This is a genomic window from Oceanicola sp. 502str15, from assembly GCF_024105635.1.
In the GTDB taxonomy this organism is placed as follows: domain Bacteria; phylum Pseudomonadota; class Alphaproteobacteria; order Rhodobacterales; family Rhodobacteraceae; genus Vannielia.
The window spans coordinates 1,716,502-1,735,697 of record NZ_WYDQ01000001.1; the positions used below are offsets into that span (position 1 = coordinate 1,716,502).

Sequence of the window (19,196 nt, forward strand, 5' to 3'; positions counted from 1 at the left end):
AGATACGAAAAGCACGGACGCTCCGTATGGTATCGTCGAGACGCGCTGGATGAGTTCAAGGCCACGCGGTACCGCGACGGAACCATTTCGTCATAAGGCAAGCATTCCCCCCCTCCCCCATCTCATAATGTCTGGAAAATTTTGGGACAGTAAACGGATGGCTTTATAACGGATTGTGGGCGGGCACCCCAACCTTTTCAGGCCCGCGCCCTACTTTGGCTGCAATCTCCCGTTTCACTTTGAGTGGCTGTTAACGTAACCTTAGGTTCCAAAAATGCGATCCAATTCTCCGGTGGCGACATCTTCGGAAATCTCAGCTAAACCGAGATTAACCCTTGCCAAGCTACGTGGCCCAGTAATCCTGTTGTTTGCCGTCGTAGTCTGGGCACCCATCGCCTACATGGCCACGATAGGGGGGACCTCAAGGGCGGAACTGGATGCAGCTTTCAGGGATGATCGCCCCCTTGTCGCCCGCATGGCAACTAAAAGAGACTTCGCTCATAGCCTAGACTCAGTTTATGCCAGTAGTATTTCCCGCGCCGAACCGGTTCTGATAGCCGCAGAAGAGTCAGTTCGCAGTCAGCTTCGTGATCCAGACAGCGCCACCTTCGAAAACATGGCGTTTAACTATGCCCCGTCCAACAGGCGCTGGTTCGTGTGCGGCACTGTAAACGCCCGAAATGGATTTGGCGGCTATGCAGGCCCGAAGGAGTTTGCAATCGGCCTCATAGGGGAAGACATTGACAATCGCATCTCATTCGGCAACGTCGAGATTTTCCCAGCGCTTTCAGAAGGTCAGTCTGACAGTCAATGGGACTCGACTTTGAATAATGTAAAACGCAAATGTGGTCTAGCCGCATCACTTCGAATGCTGCGCTAGTACAAAGACGGCCTCCTTGAATTCGCTTGCGATAGGTTAAGTTTGGCGATCTTCCTGTTCAGGAGCTTAGCTCTATAGGGAAAGTGCGTATAACGGATTTCCGACTAACTAATTGAAAAGACAGCCAAACCACTCAGAAACATTAATCCTATCCCCTAGAACCACATAACCTTGCAATCGACTGCAAGCGGCGGAAAAATTTCCATCCAAATCAATCACTTGACCGCAAGGCCGCCTGACATGATGCGGTGGAGTATCATACATACTAAAACCGGAGAAGAAACCTAGCACCAAAGTTATCAGGCTATCAGGTCTGTACACACACGAACCAACGTTCATAGGTGCACAAGAATGGAAAACCCTAGATTTATCTCCTACATCCGCGTTTCGACTGATCGACAGGGCAAAAGCGGTCTCGGACTTGAAGCCCAGCGCTCAGCCGTGAAAAATCACCTACTGGCCAACACGGGCGAACTTCTTGCAGAGTTTGTCGAGGTCGAGAGCGGCAAGAAGAACAACCGTGAAGAGTTGAACCGGGCGATCGCTCAATGTCGTGCCACAGGTGCAAAGCTCATTATCGCCAAACTTGATCGCCTCGCCCGGAATGTGCACTTCATCTCGGGCCTATTAGAGAGCGGTGTCGCCTTCTGCGCCGCCGACATGCCCAACGCCGACCGTTTCATGCTCCACGTCTACGCCGCAATGGCGGAAGAGGAAGCTCGCCGGATTAGCCAACGGACGCGGGAGGCCCTCAAAGCGGCCAAAGCACGCGGCGTAGCGCTGGGCACGGCCTGCGGGGCGCTCGCGGCACGGAATGCAGCGGAAGCAGACCGTGCGGCGCAGAAAATCGGCCCGGCAATCGCGGAACTCAAGGATCAAGGCCTATCCATCAGAAAAATCGCAGATCGGCTCAATTTCGACAAGGTTCTCACCGAAAATGGCGGCAAATGGCACCCAACATCAGTTCAGCGGGCCTATCAGCGCTTTTGTTCCTTACCATAGGGTCTCCCCCAACTATAGGGTCTCCCCCAACTACCAATGGCACGGTACCCACTAAGACATCGAGAAGATTTCGTTAGGCCACTCACACCTGGCCTGCAGGTCTCCCCCTCCAGCGGCATGGTGGACAGGGCAGAAGTTAGTTTCGGGAATTGGGAGCTACCCGGCACCATCCAAGAGGTCACTCAAGGCCTTAATCAGCTCAGAAATTTTCCCTTCCATACCCACGACGACCGAGAGATACCGCTCTTTCGACATGGACTAGTTGATGGAAGACGACTTCACCCCGAAGTCTACTTCGACAGCGGCACAGAGGAGGATGATCGTATCACCGGGGAGAGGCCACTAATAAGCGGCAGAATATCTTGGGTTCCCCGGCGCAGCATCCCGGTTGATCAGAGAAGTGAACACAAACAGTTACGATTTTATGCAACGGTCAACATCACCCGATTTATTCAAGCTCAAGTAACACGGCCCGTCAGGAGCGATAACGGCATCAGGCTGCGCCATATCCCCACATTGGTCATGTCTCCCCGCGAACATTGGTACCGTGAAGAAGCGCCCCTCGTGCCGTCCACAAACATGATCGCTGGCAGTGTCCTCAAATACAGTGAGGCGTTGAGGCGACCAGCCAGCGAGCACTTCACACGCCTCATGGCCCTCTGGACCGCACAGCTCGATCATAGCGTTTGCTGGGCCTTCTCGGAACTTCCTAGCACGCCCGTTCAACATCCGAATTTTTCTCTACGCGAAATCGAGTACTACTGGGAGTTCGACTCAGAAAACGCCATTGACTTCGTGCAAGCGATTGCAAGGCCCATGAGCAGCCTGAGTGGCACAATTTATGTCGGCGGGGAACGTGTCAGATTGCCTGAGCATACGGTGGAGTTTCAAAGTCCCAGCGTAAAGGTTGTGCTCGCGCGAGATGTGACGCTGAAGGCCTACGCCAAGACACTGCAACGCGTCCGATTTGAAGTTACGTTCGGAAAGCGTGGTATTGAAGATAGCCTTGGCAGGCGGAGGGTCTCTCCGAGGCGCACAGCCACGGGCATAGAGGAGCTGGCAGAGAAGGTCGCCGTTCTCCAAAGCGCTGCCACTGACTACTTCAACGAAGCACTACCGCGCATCCTTCCTAGCGAGCCGCCGGAAAGCACACTTGAAGTAATGGACTTGCTAACTCGTATAGGTGTCTGCGCGGATGGGGACGCCCGAATTGCTGAGACCATAGCAAGCGCATTAGCGAACTTTGGGCGAGTTGAGCCCTACGCCAATGACCCGATCTATCCAGCGGTCTCGCGCCTGAGGCGCACTCGCGTACTGGAGAGCGTTCGTCGCCGTAGCCGCGTGAATGTGGTTACGGCTCAGTACCGCTCAGCCTTGCACCAACTGCAACGACTGCGCGTAGTTACTGACACATAGTTGCTAGCTGAACGACTCCCTGATCTACTGTCCTCGCGTCAGGGTCAGACCCTACCGCCCATGTTGCTTCTACTAACAGTCGAGTTCAGAAAATTGATACCGTCGCCTTATTCGACCGAAGCTCTAAAAAACTGTGTCAGGGTAGGAGACTCCGGTCGCTGGCACGTAGATTTGGAAGCAGACATTGAAACTATAGTATCGTCTGCTGCTGCTAACGCAACGACAGAAAAGCCGACACTCTCTATTTCAGCTAAACTTGACAAATCGGGCAAAACCATCTTTTTTGCAGGTGATTTCGAAACCGACCTAATCCTAAGAGCGACATTCCGACGGCTCGTTCGGAGATTTGGCATATACTTGCCAAACAGAGAGGCAATCGTCAGCGGCATCATAGAAGCAAGCAGCGAGGCATCTCCTTTCAATGTAGTTCGGTGCGACATAAAATCCTTCTACGAAAGCTTAGACGCGAAGCCGCATATCGAAAGGATCCTTGCCGACACACGCACAAGCACTGAGTTGAAAAATGTGCTTAGAGCGGTATACGACACTACAGGGTTGCCAGTAAGCACTGCCCCCAGAGGATTGGCATTCAGCTCCGTGATAGCAGAAATGACTCTACGCGACTTTGACAAGAAAATACGGAAGTCCCCAGGCATTCATCGATTTTTCCGATACGCCGACGATATTCTCGTATTCTCTTTGCCGCATGTCCCGGTTCTGAAAATTTTACAAGCAGAACTCACCAGCTTAGGCTTAGAGCTTAACAAAAAGACAGAGCAGTGCAGCGTTGCATCTCAAAAGACCTCGCGGAATGTACCAACGTCTTATCGCCACTTTAACTATCTCGGATACAACTTTCGGACCTTGGAGAACGTCAAGAGCTACGAGAGCCGAGAGCTTAACGTTTCCATTTCCCGGGCCAAGCTTTCAAAGCGCAAAACACGACTCTTCTATGCGTTACACGCGTTCAAAAAGGATGGTGATGCAGAAATTCTCTTGGACAGATTAAGCTACCTAAGCGTGAATCGATCTGTGTTTAAGACAAAGCACACCCGAGGTAGCCGTAGGCAAAAAATCCGAACGGGGATCCACTACAATTATGCGAGGTGTGGCTTTTACCCGTCCACAAAACACAGGAGAAAAAAAGAGGAACACTTGGCAGCCGAGCTTGTAGAATTGGATGTCGTGTTGAAGAATGCGTTGTTCGGTCAGAACAGTGAGTTTGCGGAAGGCATCTCTAAACTTCCGACTGCAACCTACGATTCTCTCTCAAGGGTCTCTTTTGCTCAAGGCTTTAGGAAGCGACTTATGAAGCGGTACAGCAGGGCACGTGTGGCAAAGATTTGCAAGGTATGGGGCCATGACTGAAATCGACGACAAACTTTCTCTACTGCGGGCCTTATTGACCGAGACACTGCCATATGAGTTACCTCTCGGATTTACCAACGAGAACCTCTTCCTATCAGAACTCAGGATCGATGAACTTTCCGACGGACAGAAGCTAGCGCTTAAGAAGCTCCGGCGAGAGCGCAGTGATTACACTCGACCATTTCTCTACAAGATAAATCGCTCGTCACGCACTAGAAACACGCTAGCAATTATTCACCCTAATGCTCAACTCCGCATCGCTGAGTTTCTTCCTGACTTTGAGCAAACCATCGTTCAAGCATGCACGCGCAGCCCCTACTCAATCCGTTTTCCGTCAGAGCCAATTCGAGTATATACCAAGGGCAGCACATCTGACGTCCGCAAGCGCTGGAGACTCGGCCTGCCGGAGCAAGCTGTTGGGGATAGAATCACTACACCCTATTCGCCCTCCTACTTCGGGTATCGAAAATACCTGCTGCTTGAGAGATTCTTCACTTCGAACGAGCTGGTTCGCCTCGAGAGTCGATTCCGATTCTTGCGCACATTGGACATCTCAAGATGCTTCCCTAGTATATATAGCCACTCTATTACTTGGGCACGAAAGGAAAAGGGATTCTCAAAGGACAATAGTAGTAAGTATTCTTTTGAGCAGCGGTTTGACGAGCTTATGCAGAAGGCAAACTACAATGAGACAGCCGGGATAGTCGTAGGTCCGGAAGTATCAAGGATCTTTGCTGAAGTCATCCTTCAGTCCGTAGACATAGAAGTTGAGCGGCGGGCTGAGGAAAGGGAACTTGTTTCGGGCAGGCACTACGAAATAAGGAGGTACGTAGATGATTTCCATATCTTTACTCGCAACATGGACGATCGCGATACCCTGACGGATATTCTTTCAGACGTCCTCGAAGAATATAAGCTCTATCTCAATGTGGAGAAGAGCCAAGACTTAGAACGCCCGTTCATCACTAGTATCTCAAGAGTCAAGTATGAGGTCACGTCCGTATGTGAGTCCTTGGTAACGTCACTGACGTCAGAGTTCGTCCCACCAACAGAGGCGACTGCAACACCCTCGGAATCAGTGGTCTTGGGCCGCAAGGCACTTGACGCAGTTCGTCACTTGGGCGGTTCCGAGCGAAGCGATCTACTCAAATCACTTTCTGAAGTATTCACCGCCCTACAAAGAGTGCTGAAAAGCCTGAAGGAAAATATGAGCGACAGCTTGGAACTCGAGGAAGTGAGGACCGAGTTTCTTGATAGACTAAAACTTTTGATCAGGGTGTTATTCTATGTACTGTCACTGGATTTTCGAGTCCCGCCTTTAATACGTGCGGCTTTTATTGTGGAGGGCATAATACGCCTGTCGAATAAGCTGCCTCAGTCGGAGCGGCTCGCAACACGCGCATATTTAGCCTATGAACTCAGTGAATTGTTGGGCGCGAACTATGACGGTTTGAGCGGCCCGGTTTCGTTGGAAAATTTGAACACCTTCCTTTTAGGCCTCATGGTTGACCCTACGGCATTTTGCCTACAGTCGCCTGCGCGCAACTTTATTGACAACGTCATGAAGGGCACCCAGCACGGCTACTTCGCAGCTCTGGCAGGTCTACACTATCTCAACAGCACAAGCCCAACTGAAGTCGCCCCCTCCGATCCTCTTAGCGAGGCCGACCGCCGACAAGCTTTTGTCGTCGCGTTGATAGACTACATTGGGTCTGGAGATTGTGATCCTGTCGTAGACAGCGAGGACTATCTTCTGTTCTGTGATGCCCTGTCTTGCCCAGCGCTCGATAGCGACATCAGGTGGTCTACATTCAACCAGAAGTTAGGTGGCCAAGAGCTGTCGAAAGCGGACTTCCAAGAACTGACCAAACACTTCCGGCATACTAACTGGACCTCAAGTGATGATAAGTTTCAGCTCCTCTTTCGCCGGTTGCCGCCAGTGTACTTCTCGTCGTAGAATCCGTGTGGCGGTGGAGTTCTTGTGCTAGAGCGCCAACGGTGCTTGCACCTGCGGCTTAGCCGAAGCGGATGTGAAAGCGGATGCGGAGGCATACTACACACATAAGCGCGTTCTCCATCGTCGCTTCCCTCACGACCAACGTGGAACGAAAGTTGCGTCCTATATGCGTCCTAGCAATCGATTGCAGCGGCGCATAACCCGCTAAGCTATTGATTTCATGGTGCCCCCAGAGAGACTCGAACTCCCGACCCACTGATTACAAATCAGTTGCTCTACCAGCTGAGCTATAGGGGCACTCGGGGCGTCTCGTAGCGTGGCGTTTCGACTCGTGCAAGCCCCTAGCGGTTTGCCCGCGCCAGCAGCGCCACGGCGGCGAGGCCGGTGGCGCAGATCATCAGCGCGGCGGGGGCGGCCTGGGGGAGATGCTCCAGCGAGGCCTCCTCGTAGACCCGCACCGCGAGGGTCGAATAGTTGAACGGGCGCAGCAGCAGCGTGGCCGGCAGTTCCTTCACGCAATCGACGAAGACCAGCAGCAGCGCGGTGCCCACCGAGGCCCGCATCAGCGGCAGGTAGACCGCCCCCAGCACGCCGCGCCGGGTGCGCCCGAGCGAGCGCGCGGCCAGTGGAATGTTGGGCGAGATCCGTCCGAAGGCGGCATCCGCGGCCCCCTGCCCGATCGCGAAGAAGCGCACCATGTAGGCAAAGACCAGCGCCGCCGAGGATCCGGTCAGCACCAGCCCCGGGTCCCAGCCCGTCAGCGCCAGCACCCCGTCGGCCACCCGGTGGTCGAGGGCGGCGAGCGGCAGCAGCACGCCCACGCCCAGCACCGCACCGGGGGCGGCATAACCCAGCGTCGTCACCGGCAGCAGGGCGCGTGGCAGCGCGTGGCCCGACAGGCGCACGCCATAGACCATGAACAGTCCCGCCCCCACTGTCAGCACCGCGGCCACGCCGCCCACCACCAGCGTGTTGCCCAGCGACTCCAGCAGCCGGGGGTCCAGCCAGTCGGCCTTGGGGCCCAGCCCGTGGTGCGCCATCACGCCCACCGGCAGCAGGAAGCCCAGCGAAAACGGCACCATGCAGAGGCCGAAGGCCAGCCAGCGGCGCACCGGGCCCAGCGCCTCGGGGCTCACCGGGCGCACGCCCCGCGCGCCCTGGTGCACCTTGGCCCTCCGGCGCGAGGCCCGCTCCAGCACCACCAGCACCAGCACCAGCACGAGGATCACGCAGGCCAGCTGCGCCGCGCCGCCCGCATTGCCCGCCTCCAGCCAGGCCGAGAAGATGCCCGTGGTCAGCGTCTGCACCGCGAAGAACTCCACCGTGCCGAAGTCGCTCACCGTCTCCATCATCACGATCGCCGTGGCCGCCGCGATGGCGGGCCGCGCCAGCGGCAGGCCGACCCGCCAGAACCGCGCCACCGGCCCCGCCCCCAGCGCCCGCGCCACCTCGTAGGCGCCGCCGGGCTGCTCGCGGAAGGCGGCGCGCGCCAGGAGGTAGACATAGGGGTAGAGCGAGGCCGACAGCACCAGCACCGCCGCCCCGCGCGAGCGGATCTGCGGAAACCAGTAGTCCCGCGCCGAACTCCAGCCGAACAGCTCGCGCAGCGCAGTCTGCACCGGGCCGGCATATTCCAGAAAGTCCACCAGCGCATAGGCGCCCACATAGGCCGGCACGGCCAGCGGCAGAAACAGCGCCCACTCCAGCCAGCGCCGCCCCGGAAAGCGATACATCACCACCGTCCAGGCCGCCCCCGCCCCCATCGCCGCCGAAAGCGCGGCCACGCCGACCATCAGAATGCCGGTGTTCTCGAGGTAGCGCGGCAGCACGGTCGAGGCGAGATGGGGCCAGATGTTCTCGCGCGGGGTGAGCGCCATCACCACCACCGCGGCAATCGGCATCAGCACCAGCGCGGCAATCGCCACCGCCCCGGCCGACCACCCGTCGACCCGCCAGCGCCGCCGGACCTGCCGCGCGCCTGCTGCCGTGTTCGCCTCTGTCATGAACGCCCCGTCATGCCCCGTTAATACCCCCTCCCCAGCCGGTGGAAAGCGGTTTATCTATGTGCAAAACCGCCATAATGTGCCCCGACGCTGGGGGCGAAGAGGCAAAACGAGTAAAAAGGGGACGATCCAATGCAGGTCGTGTACCACCTGGGCGCACATTGCACCGATGACGACAAGCTGTTCCGCTGCCTGCTCAAGAACAAGGGCGAGCTGGCGGGGATCGGCACCATGGTGTCCGGGCCGGGCCGCTACCGTCGGGTGCTGCGCGAGGCCACCAACGCGCTCAAGGGTCAGCCCGCCAGCGTCGAGCTGCAGGAAGACCTGCTGGCCGCCGTGATGGATGAAGACCACGCCGAACGGCTGGTGTTTTCCAACGAGCAGTTCATCTGCGCCGCCCGCTCGGCCCTGTCCGACAACCAGATCTATCCGCAGATGAGCGAAAAGGTGCAGTGGATCCGCAACCTCTTTCCCGAGGCGGACACAGAGTTTCACATCGCCATCGCCAACCCGGCCACCTTCATCCCCGATCTCTTCGCCCGCTGCCGGGAAGAGGAAGATTTCGCTGGCTTCCTTGCCGGTGTCACCCCGGCCGACCTGCGCTGGTCCGATACCCTCGCCGCCATCCGCGCCGCCCTGCCCGAAGCCCGCCTCGTGGCCTGGTGCAACGAGGATACCCCCCTGATCTGGCCCGACATCCTGCGCGACATGGCCGCGATGCCCGCCACCATGCCGATCGCCGGCGAAAACGACTTTCTGGCCACCATCATGTCCGATGAAGGGGTGCAGCGGATGGAGAGCTACCTCGCGACCCACCCGATCAAGACCTCGCAGCAGCGCCAGCGCGTCGTCACCGCCTTTCTCGACAAATACGCCCGCCCCGAAGCGGTCGAGGTCGAGATGGACCTGCCGGGCTGGAACGAGGCCACCGTCGAGGCGCTCACCGCGCTCTACATCGAGGATCTCGAGCGCATCCGCATGATCGAGGGCATCACCTTCATCGAGCCCTGAGCCGGGGCGGGCCGCAAAAGCCTAAGATTTTAGAGAAATCGGAGCAGACGTTAACCAAGTCTTCGGCTCTGGGCGGCACATTCGGTCCGAAACGACCGGAGACCCGGGATGCCGCCCACCATCCATGCTGTAGACAACGAGTTCGCCACATCGACCGGCCCCAATATCAACAGTGCGCCGGGCAGCTCCACAATCGACAATCCGCCAAGCAGCGTCACCGACCTGTCGATCACGGCCAATTCGGGCGACAGCTCGCCGTTCCAGTTCTCGGTCGGCGACATGTACGACCTGACCTATACCACCAGCAACGGCACCACCACGCTGGAGGACGCGGTGGTGATCCGCTCCGACCTGATCGGAACCGACAGCGGCGTGGTGGCCTTTCAGGGGGTCGATGCCAACGGCGACCCGGCGCAGGTGATCTGGGCCCCCGATTTCGACCTCGAGGGGTGGTACTGGGCCAATTACGATCCCCTCGCCCAGCCCGCCTTCTACACCGTCGATCAGAACCTCACGCAGGAATACGGCTATATATGCTTCGGCTTCGGCACCCGCATTGCCACCTCCGACGGCCTCGTGCCGGTGGAGCGGCTGCGCGCCGGGCAGAAGGTGCTCACCCACGATCACGGGCCGCAGCCGGTCATCTGGATCGGGCAGAGCCTCGTGCCGGGCCGGGCCGATGCTGCGCCGGTGCGCTTTGCCGCCGGGGCCTGCGGCAATGCCGCGCCGCTCACCCTGTCACAGCAGCACCGCGTCCTGCTGGCCGACCCGCTGGCAGAGCTGCACTTCGGCGCGCCCGAGGTCTTCGCGCCCGCCCGCGCGCTGGTCGGCCTGCCGGGGATCGACCTCGTCGATGTCCATGAAATCGCCTATGCCCACTTTCTCCTGCCCCAGCACGAGGTGATCGAGGCCGAGGGGCTGGCCTGCGAAAGCCTCTATTTCGGAGATATAACCCGCGCCCGCCTCGGCAGCGCCATGCAGCGCGAGATCGCCTCGGTCTTCCCCGGCCTGCCGGGCAGCATCGGGCTGCGCGAGATGGGGGGAGAGGTGTCGCTGCACCTCGCCCGGCCGGCGCTGCGCTACTTCGAGGCCCGGATGCTGGCGGCGCTGATGTGGGATGTCGAGCTGCCCGCCCAGCCCCGCGGCGCGGCGCCGGGCTTCATCGCCGCCTGATCCGCCGCGGCCTGCGGACATGAAAACGCCGCCCGGAGGCGGCGCAGTCGTGTCAGCCGATCGGCAGGCCGCTCACATGCCAAGCGCCTGCTTGTACATGTCGAGCACGGCTTCTTCCTCGGCAATGTCATCGGGCTCGCGCTTGCGCAGCGCAATCACCTTGCGCATCACCTTGGTGTCGTAGCCCCGGCCCTTCGCCTCGGCCATCACCTCTTTCTGCTGGTCGGCAATGTCCTTCTTCTCGGCTTCCAGCCGCTCGAACCGCTCGACGAACTGCCGCAGTTCGTCAGCCGCCACGCGGTAGGTGCTCGGGGCGCCGCCTTCGTCCATATCGCTCATCTGTCTCTCCTTCTGCCTCGGTCTCGTTCTTTGACTTGGCGCCCTGAGTAGCCGCGCCGGCGCGGCTTGAAAAGCCCCACCGCGCGGTGTACCTGCCCGCCCATGGAAGAAACCACAGCCGCCCTCGACCTCTCCCTGCTCGTCTGGCCCGGCGCCGCGCTCGCGCTGGCCGGGGTGCTCGGCATCCTCGCCTGCGTCCGCTCGGTGATGAAGGCCCGCAACGCCGGCCTCGACAACGACGCCATGGTCGCCCACATGCAGAAGATGGGCGCATGGAACATGGCCGCCCTCGGGGTCTCGGCCATCGGCCTCGCGCTGGTGGTCATCGGCTTGCTGCTCGGCTAGGCGGAGCGCCCGCGGCCCTCAGAGGTCGCCCCAGCCCTGCCCGTTCTTCACCAGCTCGGCGAACTGCGGCGCAGGCTCCCAAAGCGCGGCCCCGTGGCTCTCGGCCCGCGCCAAAAGCTCCGCCTCCACCTTCGCCAGCCCCTCCGCCTCGGCCCAATGCATCGGCCCGCCGCCCTCGCGCGGAAAGGCCCCGCAGGCGATCATCGCCACATCCAGCGTCGCGGCCTCTGCCACCGCGCCCTGCGCCAGCATCAGCGCCCCGGCGTTGGCCATCGCAAGGCAGCCCGGGCGGATCAGCGCGGCCCGCTTCCAGCCCGCCACATCGGCCAGCCCGACCCCGGCAAAGGCCCGCCCCATGCCAAACCCGGCCCAGGCCGCGTTGATCTCCTCGCGGCTGGCCTCGCCGCGCGCCACCTGCTCCTCCGCCGCGGCCTTTCCGGCGCCGGACACCAGCGCGGCCACCGGCGGTTCGGCCAGCACGCCCTGCATCCCGAGCGCCTTCGCCAGCCCCAATCCGCAGCCCAGCGCCTCGGCACCGGCCCCCTCCGTGCCGCCCACTTCCAGCAGCCCCGCGCGATGCACCGGGCCGAAAAAGCGCAGCCCGATGAAGCGCGCCGGATGCTCCAGCGGCCGCGCCAGCTCCGACAGGTCGGGGCTGCGCGCCAGCGTCGCCAACACCGGCCCCGCGCCCAAAAGCTCCGAGAGCCGCGCCAGCAGGTCGCCCTTCAGCCCACTTTCGTCGGGTAGGGTCTCGACCACGAGGTCGCAGCCCTCCAGCCCCTCGTCGCCGGTGCCCGCGATCCGCGCCATCGCCGCGCCAACCGCTTCGGGGGTCCGCCCCTCGCCCGCCAGCAGCGCCTCCACCCGCGCCCGCGCCGCCTCGAGGTGGGCCTCGTCCTGCTCCATCAGCCGCACATCCAGCCCGGCCCCGGCCGCCGCCGCCGCAAGCGCCGCGCCCGGCGCACCGCCGCCCACCACCCCGATCCGGCCCGGCGCCTCGGGGCGGTTGGCGCCCAGCCGCGCAGGCCGCGCGGCGCTGCGTTCGGCAAAGAACACATGGCGCAGCGCCGCCGACTGGCGGCTCTCGCGCAGCTCCTCGAAGGCGTCCAGCTCATAGGCCAGCCCGGTGTCGAAGGGCAGCAGCAGCGCGCCCTCGATGCAGTCGATCACCCGATGCGGCGCCTCCAGCCGGGCGCGGGCCGGGTCGGCCTTCAGCTCGGCGCGGGCGCGCGCGATCGCGGCCTCGAACACCTGCGGATCTTCCAGTCCGGCGCGCGCATCGCGGCTTCGGCGCGGTGCGCCCCCGCTGCCGCCCTGCCCCAGCTCGCGGGCCAGCGCCAGCGTGGTCTCGGCCAGATCGCCCTCCACCACGCCATCCACCAGCCCCAGCTTCTCGGCCGATTTCGCGCTCATCGGCTGGCCGGTCAGCATCACCCGCAGCGCCGCCTCCGCGCCGATCAGGCGCGGGGTGCGCTGGGTGCCGCCCGCACCGGGCACCAGCCCCAGCGTCACTTCCGGCAGCCCCAGCCGCGCACCCGGCGCGGCCAGCCGGAAGTGGCAGGCCAGCGCCAGCTCCAGCCCGCCGCCCAGCGCCGCGCCCGCAATGCCCGCGACCACCGGCTTGGTGCAGGCCTCGATCCGGTTGTAGACCGTGCCGAACCACGGCTCCTGCCCCGGCCCCTCGAATTCCGAAATCTCCGCTCCGGCCGAAAAGTTGCGCCCCGCGCCCAGAATCGCCAGCGCCACCACTTTGGGGTCGGCCTCGGCCATGCGCACCGCTTCCCACAGGCCGCGGCGCACGGCGATCGACTGCGCGTTGACCGGCGGCGCGTCGATCACGATGCGCGCCACCCCGTCCAACACGTTGAGCTTGACCGGAGATGCCATTGCCCCACCCCTCTTTTTTCACCCGGCCGCCTGCCCTGCGGCCTGCCGCATCAAACCCGTGCCGGGGTGGAATGACAAGCAGTTGGGCGCGCGCTCAGGTCGCGCAGCTCTTGCAAAAGGGGGTCTGGGGCAACAGGTCGAGCCGCTGCTGCGAGATCTCGCCGCCGCATTGGGTGCAAAAGCCGTAGTCCCCGGCCTCGATCCGGGCCAGCGCGGCGCGGATCGCCGCGATTTCCGCCTGCCCCTGCACCCCGCGGCCCTCCAGCACCTCGTCGGTTTCGCGCTCGGTGGCCAGCTCTTCCCAGTCGGCGCTGTTGTGGCTCACCAGCTCGCCCTGGATGTCGTGCAACCGCGCGCTCAGCTCGCCCAGGCGCGTCTCCAGCGCCGCTTTTCTGGTGTCGATCTCGCTCATTTTCAGGATGTCCTTCTTCTCCTTGTGCCCTGTCTCACCCTAATCGGCTGGCAGGCAGGGCACCTTGAGGTATATCAATCGGTCAGGCCGGTTGGTTCCCTCGGCCAGAAACAAACCGCGCAAAAAGGACAGCCCATGCCCCCTCGCCAGCTCACCCCCAAGCTCTCGGTGTCGCCGCAGATTTCGCCCGAGGAGGTGCAGGCGCTGGCCGAGGCCGGGTTTGCCACCGTCATCTGCAACCGCCCCGACGGCGAGGTGCCCCCTGGCTTGCAGGCGGCCGACATCGGCGCGGCGGTCGAGGCGGCGGGGTTGGTTTTCGTGGTCAACCCGGTGGTGCATTCCTCGATGACGCCCGAGGTGGTGGCCAGCCAGCGCGAGGCCATCGAGTCCTCGCCCGGCCCGGTGCTGGCCTATTGCCAGTCCGGCACTCGCTGCACCGTGCTCTGGATGCTGGGCGCCGCCGCCAGCACCCCGCCCGACGAGCTGATCGCCACCGCCGCGCGCGCCGGCTATGACCTCGCCGCGCTTGCGCCCCGTCTCGAGGCGCTGCACGAGGGCTGATCCGCCGCGCGCCCCGGCGCGGCCTCACGTGCCGGTCAGCCCCTCCAGGTCGGGCAGATCCGGCAGCGCGGGCAGCCCGTCTTCGCCCACGCCTCCGCCGCCGGGCAACTCCGGCAGCTCGGGCAGCTCGTCGTCGTCCGAGGCGTTGCCGCCGAGCCCGTCCAGGTCGGGAAGCCCCTCCATCCCGCTGCTCAGCCCGTCCAGCTCCGGCAGGTCGGGCAATTCTGGCAGCTCTTCGGACTCCGGCATCGCAGGCAGGTCGGGCAGCCCGCCCGCCTCATCGCCCACCGACATCATGGCCGCACCCATCGGGTCGACCTCGGGCATGGGCTCGGCCTCCTCCTGCCCGTCCGTCAGCCGCACCGCCCGCACGCCCGCGCTCTGGCCAAGCCGACCCCGCGAGATCGCCGTACCATCCGCCGTTTCCAGCCGCAGCTTGCCAACCACGCCCTCGGGCAGCGCCAGCAGGTCGCCGGGGGCGAATCCCAGCACCTCGCCGATGCTCCGGTCGCAGCGGTGCAGCACCGCCAGCAGCGTCACCTCCGCATCCATCACCTGCGATTCCAGCCGCCGCTCCCAGGCCACCTTCTCGTCAAGGCTCGGCGCCGCCCCCGCCTCGCCGCTGGCCGCCGGCCGCCCTTCCGGCGCGCGCCCCAGCGCCGGCAGGATCAGCTTGCCCGTGCCCTTGCGCGCGCCCGATCCGAGGTCGAGCGCAAATTCCAGCACCCTGTAGGGCTCGTCCTCCAGCATAAGCCCCAGCGGGCGGGCATCCGCCAGGTGGCACGAAAACCCGAAGCCCGAGAGCCAGCTCGCCTCCGCCGCCTCGGCAAAGATCTCCTCCACCGCACCCAGCACCCCGTCGATCCAGTCGGCGCAGAGGGCGGCATCGGTGCGGGTGGGTTTGCGCGCGGTCGGGGTGCCGGTGGCGAGCTTGCCCGCCGTCTGCTGCTCGATCAGCGCGCCCATCAGCGCATTGTCGAGCACCATCACCCCCTGCGCTTCCTCGGGGCCTTCGAGCAGGGCGTAAAGTCCGTTTTCGGGCAGCTCGTCCAGCAGTTCGGCCAGCGAGCGCGTCGCCTGCCCGCTGCCCTCCGCGGCAACCACGAGGTGCAGCAGCTTGTCCGACACCCGCGCCATCACCAGCCCGAGCGCCTTCTCAACCGCAGGAAGCCCGGCCACGGCGAGGGCCGGGTCGGGCGCGGCAGCGTCAAGCTTCCGGCGCAGCACGAAGTCTCGTGAGGTGTCGGTCATGGCTCCATCGGGCATATCCCACAGGGGGCGGGTTCGAGCCGTTTGTGCCACGCCGAGGTTTGAAATTGGTTAACCCCGGCTTGCCTTTGTCGCGCGCCCGCCGCGCGCCGCCCTCAGGCCGCGCGGCCCGCGCTTCCCGCCTGCCCGGCCACCGGCAGTCGCGCCCGGAAGGCCGCGCCGCCCCGCCCCGGCAGGTATTCGACCGTGCCGCCCAGCCGCGCCATGATCTCGCGGCAGATCGCCAGCCCCAGCCCCGCGCCCCCCGCCGCCGAAGTGTCTGTCAGCCTTGCGAATTTCTCGAAGATGATCTCGCGGCTGCGCTCCTCGATCCCGCTGCCGTTGTCGATGAAGTCCACCGTCAGCCAGTCGCCGTTCTCCCCCGGCGTCTCCGCCACCTCGATGCGCAGCTCCGGGGCGGGCGCGTCGCAATATTTTCCGGCGTTGGCGATGAGGTTGATGAAGACCTGCACCAGCCGGTCGCCATCGGTCACGATCTGGCGGGCCTCGCTCTCGGGCTGGCGAAAGATCCGCATCCCCCCGCCGTCGGGCGCCGCCGAGGCCACCGCCCGGTCGATCAGCGAGCCGAGCCGCGCCGGGGCGAGGTTCAGGCTCACCTGCGCGTTCTCGATGACGCCGAGATCGAGCAGATCGTTCAGCAGCCGGGTCAGCCGCCGCGCCTCCTCGTGGATGATCCCGGCAAAGCGCACCTGCTCCTCCTCGCCCAGATCGCCCCCCTTCAGCAGTTCGCTGAAGGCGCGAATCGAGGTCATCGGGGTGCGCAGCTCGTGGCTGATCTGGCTCAGGAAGGCGTCCTTCTGGATCGAGAGCTGGGTCAGCTTCTCGTTGGCCTCGCGCAGCTGGCGGGCGGTGTGGGTCAGCTCGTCGGACTTCTGCTCCAGCTGCGATGAGTATTCCAGGATCTGCTGCGCCTCGTCGGCCACCCGCATCAGGTCTTCCACCAGCACCGAGGAGCCGCCCGCGAGCTGCCCCACCATGGCATGGGCCGTTGCCGCGCCCACCGACCCGGCCAGCTCCTTCTCGATTCGGCCCAGAAAATCGGGCGTGATCTCAGGCAGTTGCCCGGCCCGCCCCTGATCTTCCGCCTCCCGCCGAAACACCGCCTGCGCCTCGGTTGCCCCCAGGATCCGCTGCGACATCATCAGCAGATCCTCGGCCTCCGCGCTCCCCCGCGCCCAGCCCCGCGCGCCCACCGTATGGGCAAAGACATTGACCACCTGCGCGCTCTGCAACCGCTCCAGCGGGCCCGGAAAGCTGGTGAGCGACACGCCCAGAAACGCCAGCGTGTTCAGCCCCACCGACCAGAACAGCGAATGCACCAGCGGGTCCATCCCCTCGATCCCGAACAGCGCCCGCGGCCGCAGCCAGCCAAGCCCGAAGGGGCCCTCGGCCAGAACCGCCGCGCCGATCGGGCCGCCGGTGCCGAAGCTCGGCAGGAACAGCGTCCAGGCCCAGAGCGCAAAGCCGATGACCAGCCCCGCCATCGCGCCCCGCCGCGTGGCCCCGCGCCAGAACAGTCCGCCCAGCAGCGCCGGCAGCACCTGCGCCACCCCGGCAAAGGAAATCAGGCCGATGGCGGCCAGCGCCTCCGAGCCGCCCGAGAGCCGGTAATAGAAGTATCCCAGCAGCAGCACCCCGCCGATGCTGATCCGCCGCGCCGTCAGCACCACGGCGCGCACATCGCCCGCCACCGTCGCCGCGCCCACCTGCTGGCGGCGCAGCCAGAGCGGCATGACGATGTGGTTGGACACCATGGTGGACAGCGCGATGGCAGCGACGATCACCATGCTCGTCGCGCTCGACAACCCGCCCAGAAAGGCCAGCACCGCCAGCCCGCCCCTCCCCTCGGCCAGCGGCAGGGTGAGCACGAAGAGGTCGGGGTTGGAGCCGGGCGGCAGGCGGTCGATGCCCATCACCGCGATCGGCACCACGAAGAGCGACATCAGCATCAGGTAAAGCGGAAAGGCCCAGGAGGCGGTGGCCAGATGCGCCTCGTCCGAGTTTTCGACCACCAGCACCTGGAACATCCGCGGCAGGCACAGAATCGCGGCCGCACTCAAAAAGATCAGCCCGGCCCAGCGGCTCGGCACCAGCGGCCATTCGGCCATGGGCGAGGCGTCGATCCGCGCCAGCATGTCGCCCACGCCTCCCGCAAGGCCCCAGACCACGAAGATCCCCACCGCCAGCAGCGCGACCAACTTCACGACCGCCTCCACCGCGATGGCGGTGACAACCCCGTGGTGGCGCTCGTTGGCATCGAGGTTGCGGGTGCCGAACAGGATGGTGAACAGCGCCAGCCCGCCCGCAACCCAGAGCGCATTGCGCGCCGAAAGCTCCGGCTGGCCCGAGCCGGAGGCCTGGGCAAAGACATCGAGCGAGAGCGTAACCGACTGAAGTTGCAACGCAATATAGGGCGTGGTGCCGATCACCGCGAGCAGCGTCACCAGCACGCCCAGCGCGTTCGACTTGCCGTAGCGGTTCGAGATGAGGTCGGCAATCGAGGTGATCCGCTGGGTCCGCCCCACCCGCACCAGCTTGCGCAGCACCAGCCACCAGCCGGTGAGCACCAGCGTCGGGCCGAGGTAGATCGTCAGGTACTCCAGCCCCGAGCGGGCGGCGTAGCCCACCGCGCCGTAGAAGGTCCAGGCGGTGCAATAGACACTGAGCGAGAGCGTGTAGACCATCGGCGAACGCAGCCAGCGCGGCATCCCCCTTTCGGCCCGCCGTTCGGCCAGAAAGGCGACGAGGAAGAGAAAGCCGACATAAAGCAGCGAGACCGCGACGAGCAGGTTAAACGACATCGTCCCTCTCGTCGCCGGTGCCCGGCGGAAGCGGCGCCGAGAGCCTTGCGGCCACCAGCGCGGCCACCGCCGTCAGCAGCGCCCAGACCGCAAAGAGGTAGATCACGCCCGCCCGCGTCTGCGGCCCCTCGCCCTGCCCGATCCACAGGAGCGGAAACAGCACCAGCCCGAGCCCCACGGCGGGCAGCAGCCGGGCGGCATCCATCAGGCGGCGGCGGCGATAGGTCTGGCGGGCGAGGAACAGCGGAATATCCTCCGCGTCCACCGTGTCGGCAATGTCGATCAGCCGCCGCCCCTGCACCGGCGGCGCGCCCGCGCTCCCGGGTTTCCCCGCGTCGGGGCCGCGCTCCCCCGCGCTCATCCGCCCGCCAGCTCGCGCAGGCAGTCGAGCACCTCATCGTTGGAAAAAGGCTTTGTCATGAATCGGTTGGCCCCAAACTGCATGGCCAGCTCCCGGTCCTTGCCCTGCCCCTTGGCGGTGAGCATCAGCACCGGCAGGGCGGCGGTGGCCTCGTCGGCCCGCAGCTCGCGCAGAATGTCGAAGCCCGATTTGCCCGGCAGCATCACGTCCAGCACCATCACGTCGGGGCGCGCCCGCGCCACCGCCTCCAGCGCCGTGGCCCCGTCCGAATGCGTGTCCACCCGCCAGCCGTCCCGGCTCAGGATGAACCGGATCGCCTCGATGATGTTCGGCTCGTCTTCCACCAGAAGCACCCGCTTGCTCAACCGAAGCCCCTCCCTTTGCCCCCCGCTGCCCCTCTCCGCAGCTGTG

Annotated in this window: 17 protein-coding genes and 1 tRNA gene; 9 read left to right on the forward strand and 9 right to left on the reverse strand. The window is 63.8% G+C overall.

The features are described from left to right. Window positions 1-274 precede the first annotated feature (274 nt). The 5 genes from GTH22_RS08235 to drt3b all read left to right on the forward strand — a co-directional run bounded on the left by GTH22_RS08235 (window position 275) and on the right by drt3b (window position 6,623). Entirely contained in the window at window positions 275-880 is a 606-nt protein-coding gene (locus GTH22_RS08235) for a hypothetical protein (protein ID WP_252944652.1), read from the forward strand. Window positions 881-1,231: 351 nt separating this feature from the next. Continuing rightward, entirely contained in the window at window positions 1,232-1,882 is a 651-nt protein-coding gene (locus GTH22_RS08240) for a recombinase family protein (protein WP_252944654.1), read from the forward strand. A 651-nt stretch (window positions 1,883-2,533) separates the two neighbouring features. Beyond that, window positions 2,534-3,298, forward strand: a complete 765-nt coding sequence (locus tag GTH22_RS08245) for a hypothetical protein (RefSeq protein ID WP_252944656.1) — start codon at window positions 2,534-2,536, stop codon at window positions 3,296-3,298. 60 nt (window positions 3,299-3,358) lie between these two features. Next, entirely contained in the window at window positions 3,359-4,666 is a 1,308-nt protein-coding gene (gene drt3a / locus GTH22_RS08250) for an antiviral reverse transcriptase Drt3a (RefSeq protein WP_252944657.1), read from the forward strand. After that, window positions 4,659-6,623, forward strand: coding sequence for an antiviral reverse transcriptase Drt3b (drt3b, locus tag GTH22_RS08255; RefSeq protein ID WP_252944659.1), 1,965 nt, complete (start codon window positions 4,659-4,661; stop codon window positions 6,621-6,623). The genes drt3a and drt3b overlap by 8 nt, the downstream gene beginning before the upstream one ends. A 221-nt stretch (window positions 6,624-6,844) precedes the next feature. On the opposite strand, the gene GTH22_RS08260 is transcribed toward drt3b, so the two are convergent. Together GTH22_RS08260 and GTH22_RS08265 are read right to left on the reverse strand one after the other, a co-directional pair. Further along, window positions 6,845-6,920, reverse strand: a tRNA-Thr gene (locus tag GTH22_RS08260). 44 nt (window positions 6,921-6,964) lie between these two features. Continuing rightward, on the reverse strand, window positions 6,965-8,626 hold the full coding sequence (locus GTH22_RS08265; protein ID WP_252944661.1) for an iron ABC transporter permease: 1,662 nt from the start codon (window positions 8,624-8,626) through the stop codon (window positions 6,965-6,967). A 132-nt stretch (window positions 8,627-8,758) separates the two neighbouring features. On the opposite strand from GTH22_RS08265, the gene GTH22_RS08270 reads away from it, so the two are divergent. Together GTH22_RS08270 and GTH22_RS08275 are read left to right on the forward strand one after the other, a co-directional pair. Then, window positions 8,759-9,637, forward strand: coding sequence for a hypothetical protein (locus GTH22_RS08270; protein WP_252944663.1), 879 nt, complete (start codon window positions 8,759-8,761; stop codon window positions 9,635-9,637). A 108-nt stretch (window positions 9,638-9,745) separates the two neighbouring features. Next, window positions 9,746-10,810, forward strand: coding sequence for a Hint domain-containing protein (locus tag GTH22_RS08275; RefSeq protein ID WP_252944665.1), 1,065 nt, complete (start codon window positions 9,746-9,748; stop codon window positions 10,808-10,810). A gap of 72 nt (window positions 10,811-10,882) precedes the next feature. Here the strand turns inward: GTH22_RS08275 and GTH22_RS08280 are convergent, their stop codons facing one another. Continuing rightward, window positions 10,883-11,149 carry a DUF2312 domain-containing protein gene (locus tag GTH22_RS08280; protein WP_252944667.1) on the reverse strand — a complete coding sequence of 89 codons (267 nt, stop codon included), beginning with the start codon at window positions 11,147-11,149 and terminating at the stop codon, window positions 10,883-10,885. 102 nt (window positions 11,150-11,251) lie between these two features. Between GTH22_RS08280 and GTH22_RS08285 the strand changes: the two genes are divergently transcribed. Continuing rightward, entirely contained in the window at window positions 11,252-11,494 is a 243-nt protein-coding gene (locus tag GTH22_RS08285; protein WP_252944669.1) for a hypothetical protein, read from the forward strand. 18 nt (window positions 11,495-11,512) lie between these two features. Here the strand turns inward: GTH22_RS08285 and GTH22_RS08290 are convergent, their stop codons facing one another. Both GTH22_RS08290 and GTH22_RS08295 read right to left on the reverse strand, forming a co-directional pair. After that, window positions 11,513-13,381, reverse strand: a complete 1,869-nt coding sequence (locus tag GTH22_RS08290; protein ID WP_252944671.1) for an enoyl-CoA hydratase-related protein — start codon at window positions 13,379-13,381, stop codon at window positions 11,513-11,515. Between the two features lie 94 nt (window positions 13,382-13,475). Beyond that, the gene (locus GTH22_RS08295) at window positions 13,476-13,793 is read right to left on the reverse strand and encodes a TraR/DksA C4-type zinc finger protein (RefSeq protein ID WP_252944673.1); all 318 of its coding nucleotides are present in this window, start codon (window positions 13,791-13,793) and stop codon (window positions 13,476-13,478) included. A gap of 135 nt (window positions 13,794-13,928) precedes the next feature. Between GTH22_RS08295 and GTH22_RS08300 the strand changes: the two genes are divergently transcribed. Further along, window positions 13,929-14,354 carry a TIGR01244 family sulfur transferase gene (locus GTH22_RS08300; RefSeq protein WP_252944675.1) on the forward strand — a complete coding sequence of 142 codons (426 nt, stop codon included), beginning with the start codon at window positions 13,929-13,931 and terminating at the stop codon, window positions 14,352-14,354. 24 nt (window positions 14,355-14,378) lie between these two features. On the opposite strand, the gene GTH22_RS08305 is transcribed toward GTH22_RS08300, so the two are convergent. From GTH22_RS08305 to GTH22_RS08320, 4 genes are all read right to left on the reverse strand, one after another. Beyond that, window positions 14,379-15,620 carry a FliM/FliN family flagellar motor switch protein gene (locus GTH22_RS08305; RefSeq protein WP_252944676.1) on the reverse strand — a complete coding sequence of 414 codons (1,242 nt, stop codon included), beginning with the start codon at window positions 15,618-15,620 and terminating at the stop codon, window positions 14,379-14,381. A gap of 98 nt (window positions 15,621-15,718) precedes the next feature. Then, a complete protein-coding gene (locus GTH22_RS08310; protein ID WP_252944678.1) occupies window positions 15,719-18,424 on the reverse strand; it encodes an ATP-binding protein in 2,706 nt (901 codons plus the stop codon). Further along, on the reverse strand, window positions 18,414-18,785 hold the full coding sequence (locus tag GTH22_RS22090; RefSeq protein ID WP_256471565.1) for a hypothetical protein: 372 nt from the start codon (window positions 18,783-18,785) through the stop codon (window positions 18,414-18,416). Before GTH22_RS22090 ends, GTH22_RS08310 begins: the two co-directional genes overlap by 11 nt. Further along, window positions 18,782-19,150 carry a response regulator transcription factor gene (locus tag GTH22_RS08320; protein WP_252944680.1) on the reverse strand — a complete coding sequence of 123 codons (369 nt, stop codon included), beginning with the start codon at window positions 19,148-19,150 and terminating at the stop codon, window positions 18,782-18,784. Before GTH22_RS08320 ends, GTH22_RS22090 begins: the two co-directional genes overlap by 4 nt. Window positions 19,151-19,196: the final 46 nt, after the last annotated feature.